We start from the raw sequence: 18382 nt of genomic DNA on the forward strand, positions 1-18382 counted from the left end.
CGCCGCACTCACCTGCTACAAGAAACTCACGAAGGCGAAATCAGCGACATGAGACACGGTCTTAGCGACCAAGAAAAACCGGAGTACTACCGGAGACCTCGTTGACCAGCGTAGCGGTGGCGGGGCGAGCGGATCTGACCGATGCCCAGTGGGCACGGTTGGAGCCGTTGCTGCCCTGCGGCAAGAAGGCGGGACGCCCGCCGAAGTGGACCAAGCGGCAACTCATCGACGGGATTCGGTGGCGGACTCGGGTCGGTTCACCGTGGCGGGACGTGCCGGCCGAGTACGGGTCCTGGCAAGCGGTCTATGGGCTGTTCCGGCGCTGGCAGCGGGCCGGGGCGTGGACGGCGATCGTGACCTCGTTGCAGATGCTGGCCGATGCCGCTGGGGTGATCGACTGGCAGGTCAGTGTTGATTCCACGATCACCCGGGCGCACCCGCATGCTGCCGGTGCCCGTCGCGAGGGCGACCGCCAGGCCGAACCACCCGCCGGCCCCGGCGAGAGCGAGCCGGTCGATCACGGACTGGGGCGTTCACGGGGTGGCTGGACCAGCAAGCTGCATCTGGCGTGTGAGCAGGGCTGCCGGGTGTTGTCGGTACTGATCACACCCGGCCAAACAGGAGACAACCCGCAGATGACGGCAGTGCTGGACGCGATCGCGGTGGGCAAACATGGTGGTGGGCGGGCGCGGGTGCGGCCAGCGCGGGTGCTGGCCGACAAGGCGTATTCCAGTCGCGGCAACCGGGAATGGTTGCGCCGCCATAGGATTGCCGCGACCATCCCGGTCCCGGCGGACCAAGCCGCGCACCGGCGGCGCCGTGGCAGTGCCGGTGGCCGCCCGCCAGCGTTCGATCCGGTGATCTACCGCGACCGCAACGCGGTCGAGCGAGGTATCAATCAGCTCAAACAGCATCGGGCCGTCGCCACCAGATTCGACAAACTCTGCGTCCGTTACCAGGCCACCGTCCACATCGCTGTCATCAACCAATGGCTCCGGCACACGTGAGGGCGGGCCACAGGCCCGCCCTCACCACTTCGAGACAGAACCTAGTCGGCCCTATCGTCATTCCGGCACGCTTTTGGCCGGAACCCTCCGCGGCAGGAAATGGATCCCGGCCAAGAGCACGCGGGGAATACGCACTGAGCCATTACCGCATGGCGGGAATACGCACTGAGCTATTACCGCACGCCGGCAGCACAGCAGAGAGCCGTGACCGCACGCCGGGAGCACGGCGGTGAGCTGTTACCGCACGCCGGGAGCACGGCAGGGAACCGTGACCGCATGCCGGGAATACGAAAGTGAGCCGTTACCGCATGCCGGGGTGCGCGGCCGGTACGCTGGTCGGCATGGTGACCCGGATTCGAACGGCCGCGCTGTTGGTGTGCGCGCTGGTCGTGTCCGCGGTGGCGGCGGTTGCCATGCCGGTCGGCGAGCCGAATTCGCTGGTGGCGGTGGGTGCGGCCGCTGTTGTGGCGTTGGCCGTGGTGGCGGCGCATACGGCGCGGGTCGCGCTGGTGCCGGTGGCGGTGCACGCGGGGCCGCCGGCTTCCGCGCAGCGCAGACGGCGGGGATCTTTTCTGCGTCAGAGCAATCCGGATGCGGCGGGCCGGGCACGGCCCAGGGCACCGGGGTACGGGGTCTGACCGCGCGGTAGTGCGTGGTCGGCGATTTCGCTGAACCCCTTCCCTTTTCGCCCGTTCGCGGGTGCCTCACAGTGAGGTGCTTTCCCATGCTCGATTTCGTGTATTACCCCGTATCCGCCGTGCTGTGGTTGTGGCACACTGGATTCGCCAGCGCCCTCGGCGCCGCCAGCGGCCTAGCCTGGGTACTGGCCATCGTCTTCCTCGTCGTGACGCTGCGGGCGGCGCTGTATCGGCCGTTCCTGGCGCAGGTGCGTTTCTCCCGGACCATGGCCGTGCTGCAGCCGCAGCTGCGGGAGCTACAGGCCAAGCATGCCGACGACCGCGAGAAACTGCTGGCCGAGACGCGAAAACTTCAGCAGGAGCACAATTTCAGCCTGGCGCGCGGATGCCTGCCGGTGGTCGCGCAGTTGCTGCTGTTTCTGGGCTTGTTCCATGTGCTGCGGTCGTTCGACCGCACGGGCGCGGGCTCGAACTTGCCGTTCTTCGGCGATTCGACGCCGATGACCGCCACCGAGAACGCCGCCACCGGAAACTATGTGTTTTCGCCGGACCAGGTGCAGTCGTTCCTGCAGGCGAAGCTGTTCGCGGCGCCCCTGTCGAGCACGCTGGCCACGGCGGGCGAATCGCTGACTGCCGTTGCGCTGGTGGCGATTCCGCTGGTACTGGTCGCCGCCGTCGCCACGCACTGCACCGCTCGCGCATCGATCGCCCGGCAAACGGAGACCACCCAGCAGACGCGGGTGATCAACTGGATGATGCTGTGGGTGTTCCCGCTCGGCACCGTGGTCGCGGGCCTGGTGATGCCGCTGGGCATCCTGGTGTACTTCGCCACCAGCAATACCTGGACCTACGTGCAGCAGCACGTGGTGCACCGGCGGCTGGACGCGGCGCCGGTCGTGCCTACGGAATCGGCGGCCGCGCAGCGAAAACAGAAGTAGGCGGGCCGGTTTCGTAGACCGCGTGGCCGCCAGCCGTCGGCATTCGCCCATTCGGTGCGGCAGCATGTGCCGCACCGAATGGACGGTGCGCGCCCGGACCGGCAGTGGCTCACCGTTCCATGGTGGCCCGGCTGTGCGCCTGCCGGAACGGGTCGTCACGACGCGGGCCCCGGGCGGGCGCCGCGCCCGGGAACACGGGGTGGGAGATCACCACCGTAGCTACGGTGAGGATCTGCTCCACGTCCACGCCGTCGGCCGCCAGCCGGGCGATGATGCCCAGCCGCCGCTCCTGGCCGTCGGGGCGGATCAGGATCACCCGGCGACCACGCTGTGCGACGAACCGCCTGCGCCGCGCGTCGTAGCGCAGCGGTGCCCCGTCGCGCACCGCCCGGTAGGCGTCCACGTCGAGGTCACGGTGCTGCTCGGCGTCGATCATCAGACCGTCGACGAGCCGCTCGGTCTGCTTCACCAGCAGGCGTTGCACCGCCGGGTCGGCGAACCGCAACCGCACGTCCACCCGCCGCCAGTGCTCCGCGACGGCGCTTCGCAGCAACTCCCGATGCCGGGCGATCTCTGTTTCCAGCTGATCGCCAGCACCGCCGCCGGACGTCGACGAGTATGACTCGGACATGATTACACGCCTTCCCTTTTGGTTGCGGATTACCTTGTGTTGCAACCGGATCGGCGTCCGACGAGAACAGTATGCCAAAGGGGTACGACAAGTTCGCCCGGCAGCCGCTCGAGCGCGCGGACGGCCTCGCTGTCGTTCCGGCGTGCTTGTGCCGGAATCCATCGGCGAGTGTGGATCCCGGCCAAGAGCGTGCCGGGATGAGGTGTGGTGGCTGCGCCGGGATGAGGTGTGGTGGCTGTGCCGGGGTGAGGTGTGGTGGCTGGTGCCGGGGTGAGCTGGTTGGTGGGTATGCGTTCTCGTTGTCGCACCGGGCAGGCCGATCGGCCGGTATGCGTCGCGGATGGTCGCCGACAATTTGCCCGAATCGTGACGGTGGCCGGTTGCGACGGCCGCGGGCGGCTTGCGGGGTGGAGTACCGTGGAATCCGACCGTTTCGGAACGGTCGGTACCACCTCGGCGGCGTGTCGAGCGGCCGTCGAGTCGCCGATGACGCGACGTAGCCGAAGATTCGCCGGTCATCTGGCTGAGCACTACCCGCGACGGTGTTGACGCTCGGCGCAGCGCCGTCCATGCCCTGGCAGCGCGCCGCGGGCGCGGCGCAGACAGACGACGAGGTGTGGACATGACCGCAGCTTGGCCCGGTTCGTTCGGCTCCATCGACGACATTTACAACCGCTTCTTCGGTTCGTCGGGTTTGACCTCACAACCGCCGGTGCAGCGAATCGATCTGGGGCGTCTGCTGAGCGACAACGCCAAATCCCTGGTCGCCAAGGCTCGCGACGCCGCGCAGGACTGGGGGAACGCCGAGATCACCGCCGAGCACCTGCTGTACGCGGCGACCCAGGTGGAGCCGTCCCGTAGCGTCATATCTCAGCTGGATCTCGACCCCGACCAGGTCGGCGCGCAAATGCGCGGTGCGGCCGGGAGCGGGCAGGCGACGGCGACCACGACGGGCGGCGGTGTGGTGCTGAGCCCCGCGGCCAAGCTGGCCCTGCGCAATGCCCAGCGCAGCGCCGCCGAGGCCGGGTCCAGCTATATCGGCCCGGAACACATCCTGCTCGGCATCGCCTCCAACAGCGACAGCCCGGCTGCGCAGGCGCTGTCGGGCGCGAAGCTGCCGCAGGTCGAGGGGCAGAAGCAGCCCAGCGACACCCCTACGCTGGACGAATACGGCCGCGACCTCACCGCGGAGGCCCGCGCGGGCAAGGTCGACCCGGTGGTGGGCCGCGCCGAGGAGATCGAGCAGACCGTGGAGATCCTGTCGCGGCGGCGCAAGAACAATCCGGTGCTCATCGGCGATCCCGGCGTGGGCAAGACCGCCATCGTGGAGGGCCTGGCGCAGCGCATTGTGAACGGCGACGTGCCCACCACCCTCGCCGATCGCCGCGTCATCGCGCTGGACGTGGGCTCGCTGGTGGCGGGCAGCAAGTACCGCGGAGAGTTCGAGGAGCGGCTGACCAAGATCCTCGACGAGGTGCGCGAGCACTCCGACGAGCTGGTCCTGTTCATCGATGAGCTGCACACCATCGTCGGCGCGGGGTCCGGCGGCGAGGGCTCGATGGACGCGGGCAACCTGCTCAAGCCCGCGCTGGCCCGCGGCGAGCTGCATGCCATCGGCGCCACCACCATCGATGAGTATCGCAAGCACATCGAGAAGGACGCCGCGCTGGAGCGCCGGTTCCAGCCGGTCATGGTGCCGGAGCCGTCCGTCGCCGACACCATCGAGATCCTGCGCGGGCTCGCCGACGTCTACGAGGAGCACCACCAGGTCCGCTACGACGACGAGGCGCTGGTGGCCGCGGCCGAGCTGTCCGACCGCTACATCACCGACCGGTTCATGCCCGATAAGGCCATCGATCTGGTCGACCAAGCCGGGGCGCGGGTCCGGTTGCGCACCCGTATGCCCGGACCGGACCTGCGCGACGCCGAGGAGGAGCTGGCGCGACTGAAGCGGGAGAAGGACGCCGCCGTCGCCGCCGAGGACTATGCCCGCGCCGACTCGCTGAAGGAACAGATCACCGCGGCCGAGGAACGCGTCGACCACATCGAGAACGACGAGGACGCGCTCCCGCACGTCACCCTGGATGATGTCGCCGAGGTGGTGTCCAAGCAGACCGGCATCCCGGTCTCCGAACTCACCGTCGAGGAGCGCGAGCGGCTGCTGAAACTGGAGGACGTGCTGCACAAGCGGGTGGTCGGGCAGGAGGAGGCGATCGTCGCCGTCGCCGAGGCGGTGCGCCGCGCCCGCGCCGGGATGAAGGATCCGAACCGGCCGATCGGCTCGTTCCTGTTCCTCGGGCCTACCGGTGTCGGCAAGACCGAGCTGGCAAAGGCGTTGGCGGAGGCGGTATTCGGTGACGACGACCGGATGATCCGGTTCGATATGAGCGAGTTCCAGGAGAAGCACACGGTGTCTCGGCTGGTCGGCGCCCCGCCCGGATACATCGGCTACGACGACGCCGCCCAGCTCACCGACAAGGTGCGGCGCCAGCCGTATTCGGTGATCCTGTTCGACGAGGTGGAGAAGGCGCATCCCGATGTGTTCAACGTGCTGCTGCAGCTGCTGGACGACGGCCGGGTCACCGACTCCAAGGGCCGCACCGTCGATTTCAAGAACACCATCGTGATCATGACCAGCAATATCGGCTCCGACCTGATCCTGAAAGCGCCTGCGGGCGACGTGGATTCGATCGAGCCCAAGCTGGTGGAGCGGCTGCGGCAGCACTTCCGGCCGGAGTTCCTCAACCGCATCGACGAGACCATCGTCTTCCACCGTTTGGACCGGGACCAGTTGCGGCACATCGTCGATCTGGTCCTCGACGGCCCGCGGCGCCGGCTGCGCGCCCAGGACATGGAGCTGGACGTCTCCGACGCGGCCCGAGACTGGCTGGCGGACAACGGCTATCAGCCCGAGTTCGGCGCCCGCCCACTCAAGCGCACGGTCCAGAAGGAACTGGAGAACCGCGTCTCCAAGCTGGTCCTTGGCGGCGGCCTGACCCCCGGCGACACCGTCCGCGTAGACGCCGACGACACGGGCCTACTGGTCAGCGCCGTCGCCCCCAAGAACGGCAGGGAACAATCCATCGCCGCGGTCTCCCCCAACGGCAAGCTCCCCACAAAGTCCGAAAAGAAAACGCCCACAGGCAAATCGAACACCAAGAAGGGCGGCAAGAAGTCCACCACAGTCAGCTGATCCCGGCCAAAAGCACGCCGGGAATAAGGCCGTCACCACGCGCCGGGATGAGGGAGTCGCCACGCTCCGGGATGAGGGAGTCGTCGCGCGCGCCGGGATGAGGGAGTCGCCACGCGCCGGGATGAGGGAGTCGTCGCGCGCCGGGATGAGGGAGTCGTCGCGCGCCGGGATGAGGGAGTCGTCGCGCGCCGGGGATGAGGCTGTCGCCGCACATCGGGAACAGGGGGTCGCCGCATGCCGGGAGTAAGGAGACTCGCCGCATGCCGGGAGTAAGGAGCGCGCATCGCATCCTGTCCGAGGGCGGCACCGTCGTCGGCGCCGATGTCAACAACGCCGGACTGGCCGAGACCGCGAAGCGGGCTGCCGAGCACGGCACCGCCGACCGGCTCACCACGCTCCGCATCGACATTTCCGACGAGACGTCCGTCCAGGCGGGGGTTACCAAGGCCGTCGAAACCCTGGGCGGTCTGGACGCGCTGGTGAACGCCGCCGGGATCCTGCGGTCAGCCCACACCCACGAGATGCCGCTCGCCGACTGGAACCGGATCATCACCACGAACCTCACAGGCATCTTCCTCATGATTTGCCAATCGTTGCCCGCACTGCTCGAGTCGGGCCGCGGGGTGATCGTGAATTTCGCATCGACGTCGACGTTCTTCGCCCACCCGTACATGTCGGCCTACGCCGCCTCCAAGGGCGGCATCATGTCCATGACCCACGCGCTGGCGGCGGAGTACGCCAAGCAGGGCCTGCGCGCGGTCGCGGTGGCGCCCGGCTCGATATCCAGCGAATGACAGACGGCCGTGGCCCCAGCATCCCCGACGACGCCGATATGAGCCTGTTCATGAAGCTGATGCCCGCCATCGGCCAGGGCTTCGCGTCGCCCGATACGGTCGCGGGCGTGGTGGCCATGCTGGCCTCGGACGACGGCGCGTTCATCACCGGTACCGAGGTCCGCATCGACGGCGGCACGCACATGTGACCGGTCGTCGCCGAAATCCGCACCGCAAAATGAGAACCTGTTCTATTGTTGGTCGCGGGTGAAGGAAGAAGGTGGCCGCGAATGGATCTGGTTGCGCTGGAGGAGATTCGTGCGCTGAAGTATCGCTATCTGCGGTCGCTGGACCTCAAACAGTGGGACGAGTTCGCCGCGACGCTGGCCGAGGACGCCACCGGCGACTACGGCTCCCCGTCGGGCGGCCAGCCGCTGCGGTTCGCCAGCGGCGCCGCGATCGTGGAGTTCATGCGGACGGCGCTGAGCGGCAATATCATCACGGTGCACGTGTGCACTCATCCGGTCGTCGAGGTCGTCGGCGAAACCGCCACCGGCAGTTGGTGTCTGGAGGATACGGTGATCGTGCCGGAGCACGGCGTCCAGATCCGCGGCGCCGCCTACTACCGAGATCTGTACCGAAAAGACAACGGGCAGTGGCGGATCACGCACACCGGCTACGAGCGCATCTACGAATCCACGCTCGCGCTGTCCGAGCTACCGGGATTTCGGCTGACAGCCAACCGCTGGGCCCCGACCTGAACTATCGTGCCCACATGATCGATGCGGGCGCGGTGCAGGCCTCCGATGTGTTCGTGCTCGTGCACAGTCCGATGGTCGGGCCGATGATCTGGCGCGGCGTCGCGCAAGCATTGGACGGCAAGGGCTTCCGCGCGGAGGTGCCGGATCTCACCGGTACCGTCCGGAGCGGTCCGTACCTGCCGCGCATCGTCGCCGCGGTGCGCGAACCCGTGCTCGAGCTGCTGGACCACCCACCTGTCCCCGCTGACCGCTCCGGCCGCCGTGGCCGAACTGCTTCCGGAGGCCGGGCGACGGGTGTGGCAGGCCGCGTAATGGCCCGGCGCGCCGACCTCGACCTTGCCGGCGCCGGATTGGTCAGAGTGCGGGCCGATGGTGCCGGGAACGTATGAAGGAATCCTTCGCCGTGCGCACGGCAACGGCATTGCGTCAATCCCTGTGCTCTGCTTCATGTTTGCGGCGCAGCGCGGTGGGCGTGGTGCGGAACCACCGGTGGCAGGTTCGGGTGAAGGTGGCTTGTTCGGAAAGGCCCAGGAGAGAGGCGATTTGGCTCATGGGGAGGTCGGTGGTGGTGAGATAGCGGCGGGCCTCGGTGCGGCGCACATCGTCGAGGATGGCCGCGAAGGAGGTGTTCTCGGCCGCCAGGCGACGCTGCAGCGTGCGCGGATGAACGGTGAGAAGCCTTGCCACAGAGGTTATTTCGGGTGCTGTCGTGCCGAGCAGCTGTCGTACCGCGGCCCGTACCTTCGGCTCGTAACGGGCGCCGGAGTCGGCGGACTGTTCGGCGAGGAAGGCCAGCGCCAACCTGCGCAAGGTCTCGTCGCTGCCCGCCACCGTCCGCGCGGTCAGGCTGCCGGGCACCCGCAGCATCGCGGCGGGTCGGTCGAATCGCACCGGGGCGCCGAAGAATTCTTCGTACACCGCCCGCGCGGCCGGAGGCCGATACGGCAGTTCGATGCTGCGCAGTCCGTACGGCCCGTCCACCAACCGCCGCAGCGCCTGGTGCAGGAATCCCAGCCCGAGATCGGTGCCCTGGATCGTGATCGGCAGCCCGGGTCGCACGCCGTAGTGCAGCGCCGTCACCCCGCGGTCGCCGTAGGGGTCGGGTTCCAGCGTGAGTCGCAGGGACCGGGCGTGCACGAACAGGTAGCGGGAGGTGCACTCCAGCGCGTCGGCCAGGGTGGGGGAACTGCGGATGGCCAGCGCGAGCGGGCCGAGCATGCCCAGATCCTGCCGGGTGGCGATGCGCAGCCCGAGATCGGGGCAGTGCAGCCGGTCGGCCGCGAGTTCCAGCACCATCGCCATCGCCTGGTCGGGCACCAGCAGATCGTCGGCGTCGAGTGCGGCGATCGGCAGCCCGGCCGCGGCGGCAAACTCCTCGGCGTCGCCGCCCAGCTCGGCCACCGTGGCGCGGAAGCCGCGCAGGCCCGCGGACCGTATCACCGACATGTCGTTCAGAATCAAATAGTTGTCGCGCGAAGTCTAAGGAGCCGGGGCCCTCGCCCCGCAGACTGGAGGCATGGAACATCTCGATGTCGTGATCGTGGGTGCGGGCCTGTCCGGAATCGGCGCCGCCTACCGGCTGCAGACCGAACATCCCGGCCGCGGCTACGCGATCCTCGAGGCGCGCGAGTCTATGGGCGGCACCTGGGACCTGTTCCGGTACCCCGGCGTGCGCTCCGACTCGGACATGTTCACCCTCGGCTATCCGTTCAAGCCGTGGCGTGATGCCAAGTCGATCGCCGACGGTCCGTCGATCCTGCGCTACATCCGGGAGACCGCGGCTGAGAACGGGATCGAGCAGCGAATCCGCTACGGCGCCAAGGTGATTGCGGCGGCCTGGTCCAGCGACGACTCCCGGTGGACACTCACCGTCGAGCAGGGCGGCGAGCGGCACAGTCTGACCTGCGGGTTCCTGTACTGCTGCGCGGGCTATTACAACTACGAGCAGGGCCACGCACCGCAGTTCCCGGGCGTCGAATCGTTCTCGGGACAGCTGGTGCACCCGCAGTTCTGGCCCGAGGATCTGGACTACGCCGGAAAGCGGGTGGTCGTGATCGGCAGCGGGGCGACGGCCGTCACGCTGGTGCCCGCCATGGCCGACCAGGCCGAGCTGGTCACCATGCTGCAGCGCTCGCCGACCTGGATCTCCGCGGTGCCCGGCCGGGACAAATACGCCGACCGCATCCGCGAGGTGCTGCCGCCGAAGCTGGCGCACCGGGTGATCCGGACCAAGAACATCCTGTTCAATGTGGGCTTCTACCAGTACTGCCGACGGCGGCCGGAGGCGGCGCGCAAGCTGCTCACCGATCTGTCCACCCGCATCCTGAAGGACAGGGAGCTGGTCGCCGAGCATTTCACGCCCAGTTACGACCCGTGGGACCAGCGGTTGTGCGCCGTGCCGGATGCCGACTTCTTCAAGGCGATGAAGAAGGGCAAGGCCGAGGTGGTCACCGATCACATCGAAACCTTTGCGCCCGAGGGGATCCGGCTGCAGTCGGGCCGCGTGCTCGAGGCGGATGTCGTGATCTCGGCGACTGGCCTGAAACTGCTTGCCTTCGGCGGGCTTTCGCTGACCGTCGACAGTGCGCCGGTGAATCTCGCCGACCAGTTCGTCTGGCAGGGGGCCATGCTCACCGGCGTGCCCAACTTCGCCGTGTGCATCGGCTACACCAACGCGTCCTGGACGCTGCGCGCCGACCTCACCTCGCGGCTGGTCTGTAAAGTGCTGGCGCACATGGACCGGCGCGGCTATCGGGCCGTGGTGCCGGAGCCCCAGGGGCAGCTGGACGAGACGCCGCTGCTGGACCTCGCCTCGGGTTATATCCAGCGGTCGATCGGCGACTTCCCCCGGCAGGGCCACCGGCACCCGTGGAAGGTTCGCCAGAACTATCTGCTCGACTCGGCCACGACCCTGCGAACCAGCCTGGACAAGACGCTGAAGCCGGTGCGCCGGGCGCCGGAGCTGCAGCGCGCCTGATTCGGGCGACCGGCTCGCCGCTCGAGCGATATCGCGCGGCGTCCGCTGTAGGTTCGGGGCATGGACCGTACGGCTGTCGAGACGTGGGTGGAGGGGTACGAGCGGGCCTGGAGGACGCGGGGGACCGAGCGGCTCGGCGAGCTGTTCGCGCCCGACGCCGGGTACCTGGTGTCGCCGTGGGCGCGGCCGATCACGGATGCGGCGGCGCTGGCGGAGTTCTGGGAGCAGGGCCGCGACGGGCCGGATGAACCGTTCACCATGGCGTATTGGATCGTGGCGGTGGACGGGGACACCGCGGTCGTGCGGGTGGAGGTCGAATACGCCCGCGGCGATCCGTCTCGCTGGCGTGACCTGTGGGTGCTGCGGTTCGATGCGGCGGGGCGCTGTGTGTGGTTCGAGGAATGGCCCTTCGCGCCCGGTCAGGAGGATGGGCAGAACGCCCTGTAGCGCCCCCGGAACGACGTGTCTGATTTCCGCTGGTATCGCCTGTGTCGCTGCGGCAGATTGGGTAGTGCAACAGAACGAGACAGGCGAAAGGAACTTCGATGACCGTGTACACGACGATCGACAGCCCGCTCGGCGAGCTGCTGCTGGCCGGGGAACCGTCGGGCGACGGCGTGGTGATCACCGCACTGTCCATCGAGGGCGGTAAAAACTTTGCGGTGCAGAGTGATTGGATCGCCGCTCCGGCCGCGTTCGCAGCGGTGGCGGCACAGCTGCGGGACTACTTCGACGGCAAGCGGACCGGGTTCGACCTCGAATTCGGCGGTGCGGGAAGCGAATTCCAGCATCGGGTGTGGAAGGAGCTGGAGCAGATCCCGTACGGCAGCACCGTGACCTACGGCGAGATCGCCGCCCGGATCGGGGCGTCGCGGGCGGCAGTGCGCGCGGTCGGCACGGCGATCGGGGCGAATCCGCTGCTGATCGTGCGGCCGTGCCATCGCGTGATCGGCGCCGACGGGTCGCTCACCGGATATGCCGGGGGAGTGGACCGTAAGCAGCGGCTGCTCGAGCTGGAGCAGGCGCGGGTGGCCGCATGACGGGCCGAGTTGCACCGCGGTTTCCGTGGCTTCGGGATAGGCCGCGTCATCTGCGGACCCATGGACGCCTGGACGGACCCATTGTGCTGTATCGCCTACTCGGTGATGCTGTGACCGGACTCCTGCAACGCCGTCGCAGCGTCTTCGCGTCGTTGCTCCGGAACGAGGACCAGGTCGGCGTGGTAGGTAGAGGCCACGAAGACCGGCACTCCCGCCTCGGCCAGCGGGCTCACCAGGGCGGCCAGCATGCCCGGAGTATCGAGTCCGTGCGCGGTGGCTCCGGCGTAGAAGCCGATCCACACCTCGCCCTGTTCCCACGGCGGCGCCTCCCGGACCATGGTCAGCCCCTCGGGCGCCCGCACGAGCGCGATCCACTCGTCGTCCTCGGGAAAGGTGGCGTTGGGCAGGTGCTCCACCGCGAACCGGGACGGGACGATATGCAGACGCTGGGCAGTGGTCATGGCGCCATGGTATTCAGCGGGTGCGACGGACCCAGGGTCCGGTCGAGCAGGTGATCGACGAAGGTTTCCGGATCGACCGGCATGTCCGATACCAGCCCCTGCGTGAGCCCGGAGATACTGACGGCGATGAGTTCGGCATCGCGTTCGATCGTGCCTGCGGGCGCTCCCGCCTTCCGGACCTGATCGGCGATCACGGTGACCAAAAGATTTGGCGGGCCGAGTATTTGGTCGTTGGATACCTCGGACCCCGTCAGTGCGGCGGCATGGAATGCCGCGAGCACGATCGTGTTCTCCCGCCGCACCTCGTCCAGCGGTAGCAGCCCCAGCAGGATCGTGCGGAGCGTGTCGCGTGGTCCCGCGTTAGCACCCAGTTCCTCGACCCGCCGCATGAATTGCGTTGCGGCATCGTCGATCACCGCCCGGAACGTCGCCCGGATCAGCTCCTCCTTGTTACCGAAGTAGTACTGCACCAGCCGCACCGAGACGCCGGCCTCGGCGGCGACCGACTGAAAAGTGGCCGCCTCCAACCCGCCCCGCGCGATGACGCGCCGCATCGCACCGGTGATCTCCTGGCGTCGCTGCTCGTGATCGACCAACCGCGGCACCGCATCCTCCTGTCCCGTAGCCCAGGATTTTCATGGTACGCGCATACCATCTATGTGGTATCGCGCGAAAAGCACTGACCGACGTCTCGGCCGCTGCTGCGAGCTTCAGCGGCGGGCGCGGGGGCGGCGCGGAACGGGGGGCGGATGCGGTGCGAAGCGGCGGTGTAGGTATTGCAGGGCGACCAGCAGGGTGACGGCGATTCCGGCGGCCAGGTAGTCGCCCGTGATGACGCCGATCAGCGCGAGGCCGCCGAAGACCGGCAGTTCCAGCACCGAGCACCAGCGCACCAGCCGGAGCCGGGTGGAGTGGGCGTCGAGCCAGGCCAAGCCGTCGTCGACGATGTCGGCGGCGGTATCGAATTCCACCATGCCGTCGCCGACCTGCACGAACCGGTGCACTGCCTGATCGCGGGTGATCCTGCCCAGCCACGCCTCGTCGATGAGTCGCTTGCCTTCTACGGCGACTTCCGTGATGACCGCTTGCATCTGCGGATCCCTTTCGAGTCGGTCCCGGAGATTGTAGGCGGATCGGCGAGCAACCGTGCCGCTAACTTCCCAGCACCGTGAGGGCTCGGTCGATATCGGCCGCGGCGTTGTAGAGGTGGCAACTCAGCCGCAGGCGACCGGCGCGCACGGACCCGACGACGCGCGCCGCTTCGAGCTGTTGCAATTTCTCCGACGTGACCTCGATCGAGACGATCGCCGAGTTGCCCTGCGGCAAGCCCAGTCCGGTGCGCAACCTGTCCGCCAACGCCAGGTCGTGCCGGTGGATGGCGTCAATCCCTGTGGACGACCGCCTGGCGTCGCTTGCCAATCGCAGGGACGTGTCGTAGCAGGTCTGCCACGGATCGAATCCGGCGTACCACCCCGCGGCGGGCGGACACAGCCGCTCCAGCGCCTCGTCGGTACCGGCGAGGAACGCGGTGCCCTTCGGCTGCCGAGAGGTGAGCGGTCATCGCCTCATCATGCGGAGCGTCCGGACCGGTGGACAAGATCCACTCAGCTTCCACTGGCCCGCAGTGTCGCCGCATCGGCCGGTCCGGTCGTCGGTTCCGTGAACTGACTGGACCCCGCCGCCGCCACCACGGCGCCTCCCTCGACGACCAGCCAGCGCCCGCACACGCAGCGCAGATAGCGCACCGACCCGTGCGACGAGATCAGGGCAGGTGACGGCCAGGCGCAGGACGGGCAGGTGGTGTTGCGGGCCGGGCCCCGTCGCCGCTCGGCGCCGCCCCGCCCATCGATGACGCGGTGCCTGTTATTCCGCCTGCTGCACTCACTCATGCTCTCAGCGTGGTGTAATAATCTAGTGCAGTTCAACCCTTACGGAGGGGCGGCGGCGGAACTCGGCGCCCTGCTCGTCAACGCGGACGCGGGCGCGGATCTCGTCCGCCTGCTCGACGAGTTCGGCTACCGCCCCGTCACCACGCTGAACGCGCGCCAGGCCGCCGGTCTGCGGCGCTGGATCGCCCGCCTCGACGAGGTGTTCACGGATCCGACCGTCGACCGTCTCAATGGCCTGCTGGCCGAAACCACCAGCCGCCCATACATTTCCACTCACGACGGCCGCCCGCCCCATCTGCATTACGCCGGGGAGCACGACCCGATGGATGAGCGCGTCAAGGCCTACACCGCCGCCGGGCTCGCCACGCTGTTCTGTGAGGATGCCGGTCGTATCGGCCGGTGCGCCCGGGAGGGGTGCCGCGTCGTCTTCATCGACACCTCCCGCAACGGGCGTCGGCGCTTCTGCTCGACGAAGTGCTCGACGCGAGTCCATGTGGCGGAGCATCGCCGACGCACCGCCTGAGGGGATGCACTGCGCTCGTTCTCGCACCCCGTGGACGTTCCCGCACCGCCTACAGTTGCTGGAAGGCGTGCGTGAACATGGGGGAGGTGCGCGAAGGTCTCGCAGGCCCGGGGTTGTGCGACCGGCGGATGTGTTCCTGCCCACAGCTGGGTGCTGGTCGGGGTCGTGCGGGCACGGAAGGGGCTGTCCGACCTGGGCGGATTCGCACTGGTCGGGGGCGATTTCGGACAAAGCGGACGAACGAAATTTGATTGCGGAGGAACCGCCTCCGGTCTGTATAGTTGGCCTCAGCAACTAGTTGTAAGCGCTAAACAAATGCGCTGCGGGGAGAAGGAATCTGATCATGGTCGTTGCCGCCCGTGATCGCGGTGCCACGACAGCCGAACTCGACGTCGCCGACCAACTCGGCGCCCAGCTGGTCCGGCTCATGCGGGCGATCGGCAGAACTAGATCACAGCTGGCCAAGCACGGTCCGGACGGGCTGGAGCGGCTGGCCTACGCCGTGCTGTTCTGCCTGGTCCACGACGGTCCGCAGCGGACCGGGAAGCTCGCCGAGTTGCTGCACGCCGAGACCTCCACCATCAGCCGGCAGACGCGCAGCCTGGTCTCGCACGGTCTGGTGGAGCGGCGGGCCGATCCGGTCGACGGCCGCGCCTGCGTCCTGGTGCCCACCGCGGAGGGGGTGCGGGTGTTCGAGGAGAACCGCCGGATCCGCAACCGCTGGATCGCCGAGCTGATCACCGACTGGCCCGAGCAGGACCGGGCAACGCTGACCGATCTCGTGGAGCGCCTCGTCGCGGGTATCGAAAAGACCACTGTCCCAGCCGATTCGAATAGAGCGGATAAATGACGACTACGACCACCCAGGCCCCGGCGGCGCAGCCGGACCTGGCTGCGGGTGCCGGTCAGAGACTGTCGCACCGGCAGATCATGACCATTCTGTCCGGCCTGCTGCTCGGCATGTTCCTGGCCGCGCTCGACCAGAACATCGTGAGCGTGGCGATCGTGCGGATCGCCAACAGCCTGAACGGATTCGATCAGCAGGCCTGGGCCACGACGGCATACCTCATCACGGCCACGATCAGCACCCCGCTGTACGGCAAGCTGGCCGACATCTACGGCCGCAAGCCGTTCTATCTCCTCGCGATCGCGCTGTTCGTCATCGGGTCGGCGGCGTGCACGTTCGCGACCTCGATGTACATGCTGGCGGGCTTCCGCGCGTTCCAGGGTCTGGGCGCCGGTGGCCTGATGTCGTTGGCGTTCACCATTATCGGTGACATCGTGCCGCCGCGTGAACGGGTGAAGTACCAGGGCTACTTCATGATGGTGTTCGGCACGTCTACCGTGCTGGGGCCGGTGCTGGGCGGCCTGTTCTCCGACTACGAACACCTGTGGGGCCTGGAGGGCTGGCGCTGGGTGTTCCTGGTGAACGTGCCGGTCGGCGTCATCGCGCTCGCGGTGGTCGCCAAGGTGCTCAATGTTCCGCACCAGCGGCAGCGGCTCCGCGTCGACTGGTTCGGGGCGGTGGCGCTCGCGATCTGCGTGGTGCCCCTGCTGATCGTGGCCGAACAGGGCCGCAGCTGGGGCTGGGACTCGACCAAGGCGCTGGTCTGCTACGGCATCGGCGCGGTCGGCCTGGCGCTGTTCCTCGTCATCGAGTACCTGATGAAGGACTCGGCGCTGATTCCGCTGCGGCTGTTCAAGAATTCCACCTTCACCGTGACCATCATCGGCGGATTCATCGTCGGCATCGCGATGTTCGGCGCGATCTCCATGGTGCCGCTGTACTTCCAAGTGGTGCGCGGATATTCGCCGACCGAGGCCGGTCTACTGATGCTGCCCCTGGTGGCGGGCATCATGATCGGATCGCTGATCGCCGGTCAGGTCACCAAGCGCACCGGGCACTACAAGATCCTGCCCGTCATCGGCACGTTCGTCATCACCGTCGGCGCGCTGCTGTATGCGCAGGTGCATTTCGACAGCGTGCTGTGGCAGCCGCTGGCCTTCGGCGGCATCATCGGTCTCGGCCTGGGCTGCTGCATGCAGACGCTGATCATCGCGGCCCAGAATGCCGGTCCCCGTACGGATATGGGCGTGTCGACGGCGTCGGCGACGTTCTTCCGGCAGGTGGGCGGCACGCTGGGGGTTGCGGTGTTTCTGACGATCCTGTTCAACCTGCTGCCGAACAAGATCGTCGACGCGTTCGGCGGACGCCTGCCCGCGGGGTTCGACACCGACAAACTGAGCCAGCTGCAGTCCGACACCGCGGGTATCGCGGCGCTGCCGGATCAGGTGCGGGAGCCGATCCTGATCGGCTTCACGAACTCGATGCACGGCGTGTTCTTCGCCGCCGCGGGCGTGGCGCTGCTGGCCTGCATCGTGCTGATGTTCATGAAAGAGATTCCGCTGCAAGAAGGCCCGGCGCCCCAGGCACAGCCGGAGCCGGACGCCGCGGTGGCGGATGCGACCGAGTCGCCTCGGATCGTGTCGCACCGGGCGGTGTCGGCGCGGGCGGAGGCAGAGTGGGCCGAGGACCAGGTCTGGGAGGGCGCCGCACAGGTGATCTCCGAGCCCGAACCGGTCCTCGCAACGACAGGAGGCAGACATGCGGCGGTCAACGGCCATGCGGCACAGCGGGTGTCGGCGATGACGGCGAGTCCGGTGGTCGCCTCGACGGGCGGCCGCGCGATCGGCGGGCGCATCCGACGCGAGGACGGCAGCCCGGTGCCCGGTGCGGCGTTGACTTTGATCGATCAACGCGGACACCAGGTTTCGCGGGCTACCGGGGACGGCGGCGGCGTCTTCGCCCTCGAGCCGCCCACGCCCGGCAGCTACGTGCTGATCGTGTCCGCGAGCGGGCATCAGCCGACGGCGGTGAACGTCACCGTCGGCAGCGGTACGCAACAGGTCGACCTGACCCTGCGGGGTTCCGGCGAACTGTCCGGCCTGGTGCGCTCGGCCGGGCGCGGGGAGCCGGTGGCCGGGGCCACGGTCACCGTGACCGATCCGCGCGGTGAGGTGGTGGGCTCGGCCGTCACCGCGGGTGACGGGGCCTACGTCTGCCACGGCGTGGTGGCGGGGACCTACACGCTCGTGGCGGTGGCCGCGCATATGCGTCCCACGGCGACCACGCTGACCGTGCCCGACAGCGGGCGACTGCGTTTCGATGTCGAACTCGCCTCGATGGCGGTGCTGAGCGGGTCGGTCCGGGCCGACGGCCGACCGGTGCCCGACGCCCAGGTCACGGTGCTCGACCAGGCCGGCTCCACCGTCGAGACCGTCCGCACCGACGAGGACGGCCGCTACGTGGTCCAGGATCTGTCCGAGGGCGACTACACGATCGTCGCCCGCGGCTATCCGCCGGTGACCGGCCGGGTCAGCGTCGCGGGCGGCGAGACCGACCACGACATGCGGCTTGGCTACGACGTCGACGAACAGGTGGACCGGTCATGAGTGGGCAGGCGGTCGTACTGGCCCGGCGGACGAGCGTGGCGGCCGTGGACAAGCGAACGAGTGGCATCCCGGAGCATCGGGTCGCGAGCGGAGAGGTG

Annotated in this window: 19 protein-coding genes and 1 pseudogene; 13 read left to right on the forward strand and 7 right to left on the reverse strand. The window is 68.2% G+C overall.

Features of this window, described 5'->3' with window-relative positions:
• Positions 1-101: 101 nt before the first annotated feature.
• The 3 genes from ACYVLQ_RS12895 to yidC all read left to right on the forward strand — a co-directional run bounded on the left by ACYVLQ_RS12895 (position 102) and on the right by yidC (position 2583).
• Positions 102-1007 carry an IS5 family transposase gene (locus tag ACYVLQ_RS12895; protein WP_460697673.1) on the forward strand — a complete coding sequence of 302 codons (906 nt, stop codon included), beginning with the start codon at positions 102-104 and terminating at the stop codon, positions 1005-1007.
• Between the two features lie 341 nt (positions 1008-1348).
• On the forward strand, positions 1349-1645 hold the full coding sequence (locus ACYVLQ_RS12900; protein ID WP_460697674.1) for a DUF6412 domain-containing protein: 297 nt from the start codon (positions 1349-1351) through the stop codon (positions 1643-1645).
• Positions 1646-1731: 86 nt separating this feature from the next.
• The gene (yidC, locus tag ACYVLQ_RS12905) at positions 1732-2583 is read left to right on the forward strand and encodes a membrane protein insertase YidC (protein WP_460697675.1); all 852 of its coding nucleotides are present in this window, start codon (positions 1732-1734) and stop codon (positions 2581-2583) included.
• Between the two features lie 109 nt (positions 2584-2692).
• Here yidC and ACYVLQ_RS12910 read toward each other — a convergent pair whose 3' ends face one another.
• Positions 2693-3214, reverse strand: coding sequence for a hypothetical protein (locus ACYVLQ_RS12910; RefSeq protein ID WP_460697676.1), 522 nt, complete (start codon positions 3212-3214; stop codon positions 2693-2695).
• A 622-nt stretch (positions 3215-3836) separates the two neighbouring features.
• Here ACYVLQ_RS12910 and ACYVLQ_RS12915 point away from each other — a divergent pair.
• The 4 genes and pseudogenes from ACYVLQ_RS12915 (at position 3837) to ACYVLQ_RS12930 (ending at position 8330) form a co-directional block, all read left to right on the forward strand.
• A complete protein-coding gene (locus tag ACYVLQ_RS12915; protein WP_460697677.1) occupies positions 3837-6407 on the forward strand; it encodes an ATP-dependent Clp protease ATP-binding subunit in 2571 nt (856 codons plus the stop codon).
• Positions 6408-6667: 260 nt separating this feature from the next.
• Positions 6668-7389, forward strand: a pseudogene (locus tag ACYVLQ_RS12920) (SDR family NAD(P)-dependent oxidoreductase).
• Positions 7390-7470: 81 nt separating this feature from the next.
• Complete coding sequence (locus ACYVLQ_RS12925) at positions 7471-7941, forward strand: nuclear transport factor 2 family protein (RefSeq protein ID WP_460697678.1); 471 nt, start codon at positions 7471-7473, stop codon at positions 7939-7941.
• A gap of 14 nt (positions 7942-7955) precedes the next feature.
• On the forward strand, positions 7956-8330 hold the full coding sequence (locus ACYVLQ_RS12930; RefSeq protein WP_460697679.1) for a hypothetical protein: 375 nt from the start codon (positions 7956-7958) through the stop codon (positions 8328-8330).
• A 37-nt stretch (positions 8331-8367) separates the two neighbouring features.
• Here ACYVLQ_RS12930 and ACYVLQ_RS12935 read toward each other — a convergent pair whose 3' ends face one another.
• Positions 8368-9387, reverse strand: coding sequence for an AraC family transcriptional regulator (locus tag ACYVLQ_RS12935; RefSeq protein WP_460697680.1), 1020 nt, complete (start codon positions 9385-9387; stop codon positions 8368-8370).
• A gap of 70 nt (positions 9388-9457) precedes the next feature.
• Between ACYVLQ_RS12935 and ACYVLQ_RS12940 the strand changes: the two genes are divergently transcribed.
• From ACYVLQ_RS12940 to ACYVLQ_RS12950, 3 genes are all read left to right on the forward strand, one after another.
• Complete coding sequence (locus tag ACYVLQ_RS12940) at positions 9458-10918, forward strand: flavin-containing monooxygenase (RefSeq protein WP_460697681.1); 1461 nt, start codon at positions 9458-9460, stop codon at positions 10916-10918.
• A gap of 60 nt (positions 10919-10978) precedes the next feature.
• Entirely contained in the window at positions 10979-11365 is a 387-nt protein-coding gene (locus ACYVLQ_RS12945) for a YybH family protein (protein ID WP_460697682.1), read from the forward strand.
• Positions 11366-11463: 98 nt separating this feature from the next.
• Complete coding sequence (locus ACYVLQ_RS12950; RefSeq protein WP_460697683.1) at positions 11464-11958, forward strand: methylated-DNA--[protein]-cysteine S-methyltransferase; 495 nt, start codon at positions 11464-11466, stop codon at positions 11956-11958.
• 95 nt (positions 11959-12053) lie between these two features.
• On the opposite strand, the gene ACYVLQ_RS12955 is transcribed toward ACYVLQ_RS12950, so the two are convergent.
• From ACYVLQ_RS12955 to ACYVLQ_RS12975, 5 genes are all read right to left on the reverse strand, one after another.
• Entirely contained in the window at positions 12054-12419 is a 366-nt protein-coding gene (locus ACYVLQ_RS12955; protein ID WP_460697684.1) for an ACT domain-containing protein, read from the reverse strand.
• Complete coding sequence (locus ACYVLQ_RS12960) at positions 12416-13024, reverse strand: TetR/AcrR family transcriptional regulator (protein ID WP_460697685.1); 609 nt, start codon at positions 13022-13024, stop codon at positions 12416-12418. Before ACYVLQ_RS12960 ends, ACYVLQ_RS12955 begins: the two co-directional genes overlap by 4 nt.
• Before the next feature lie 105 nt (positions 13025-13129).
• Positions 13130-13510: an F-box protein gene (locus ACYVLQ_RS12965; RefSeq protein ID WP_460697686.1), complete on the reverse strand. Its 381-nt coding sequence runs from the start codon at positions 13508-13510 to the stop codon at positions 13130-13132.
• 61 nt (positions 13511-13571) lie between these two features.
• Entirely contained in the window at positions 13572-13775 is a 204-nt protein-coding gene (locus ACYVLQ_RS12970; RefSeq protein WP_460697687.1) for a hypothetical protein, read from the reverse strand.
• 248 nt (positions 13776-14023) lie between these two features.
• A complete protein-coding gene (locus ACYVLQ_RS12975; protein WP_460697688.1) occupies positions 14024-14308 on the reverse strand; it encodes a hypothetical protein in 285 nt (94 codons plus the stop codon).
• A 25-nt stretch (positions 14309-14333) separates the two neighbouring features.
• Here ACYVLQ_RS12975 and ACYVLQ_RS12980 point away from each other — a divergent pair, with 25 nt between their 5' ends.
• From ACYVLQ_RS12980 to ACYVLQ_RS12990, 3 genes are all read left to right on the forward strand, one after another.
• Positions 14334-14831, forward strand: coding sequence for a CGNR zinc finger domain-containing protein (locus tag ACYVLQ_RS12980; RefSeq protein WP_460697689.1), 498 nt, complete (start codon positions 14334-14336; stop codon positions 14829-14831).
• A 343-nt stretch (positions 14832-15174) separates the two neighbouring features.
• Positions 15175-15681 (forward strand): MarR family winged helix-turn-helix transcriptional regulator, encoded by a 507-nt coding sequence (locus tag ACYVLQ_RS12985; RefSeq protein ID WP_460697690.1) that lies wholly within the window; start codon positions 15175-15177, stop codon positions 15679-15681.
• Complete coding sequence (locus ACYVLQ_RS12990; RefSeq protein WP_460697691.1) at positions 15678-18284, forward strand: MFS transporter; 2607 nt, start codon at positions 15678-15680, stop codon at positions 18282-18284. Before ACYVLQ_RS12985 ends, ACYVLQ_RS12990 begins: the two co-directional genes overlap by 4 nt.
• Positions 18285-18382: the final 98 nt, after the last annotated feature.

The sequence above is a fragment of the Nocardia thraciensis genome, assembly GCF_054782435.1.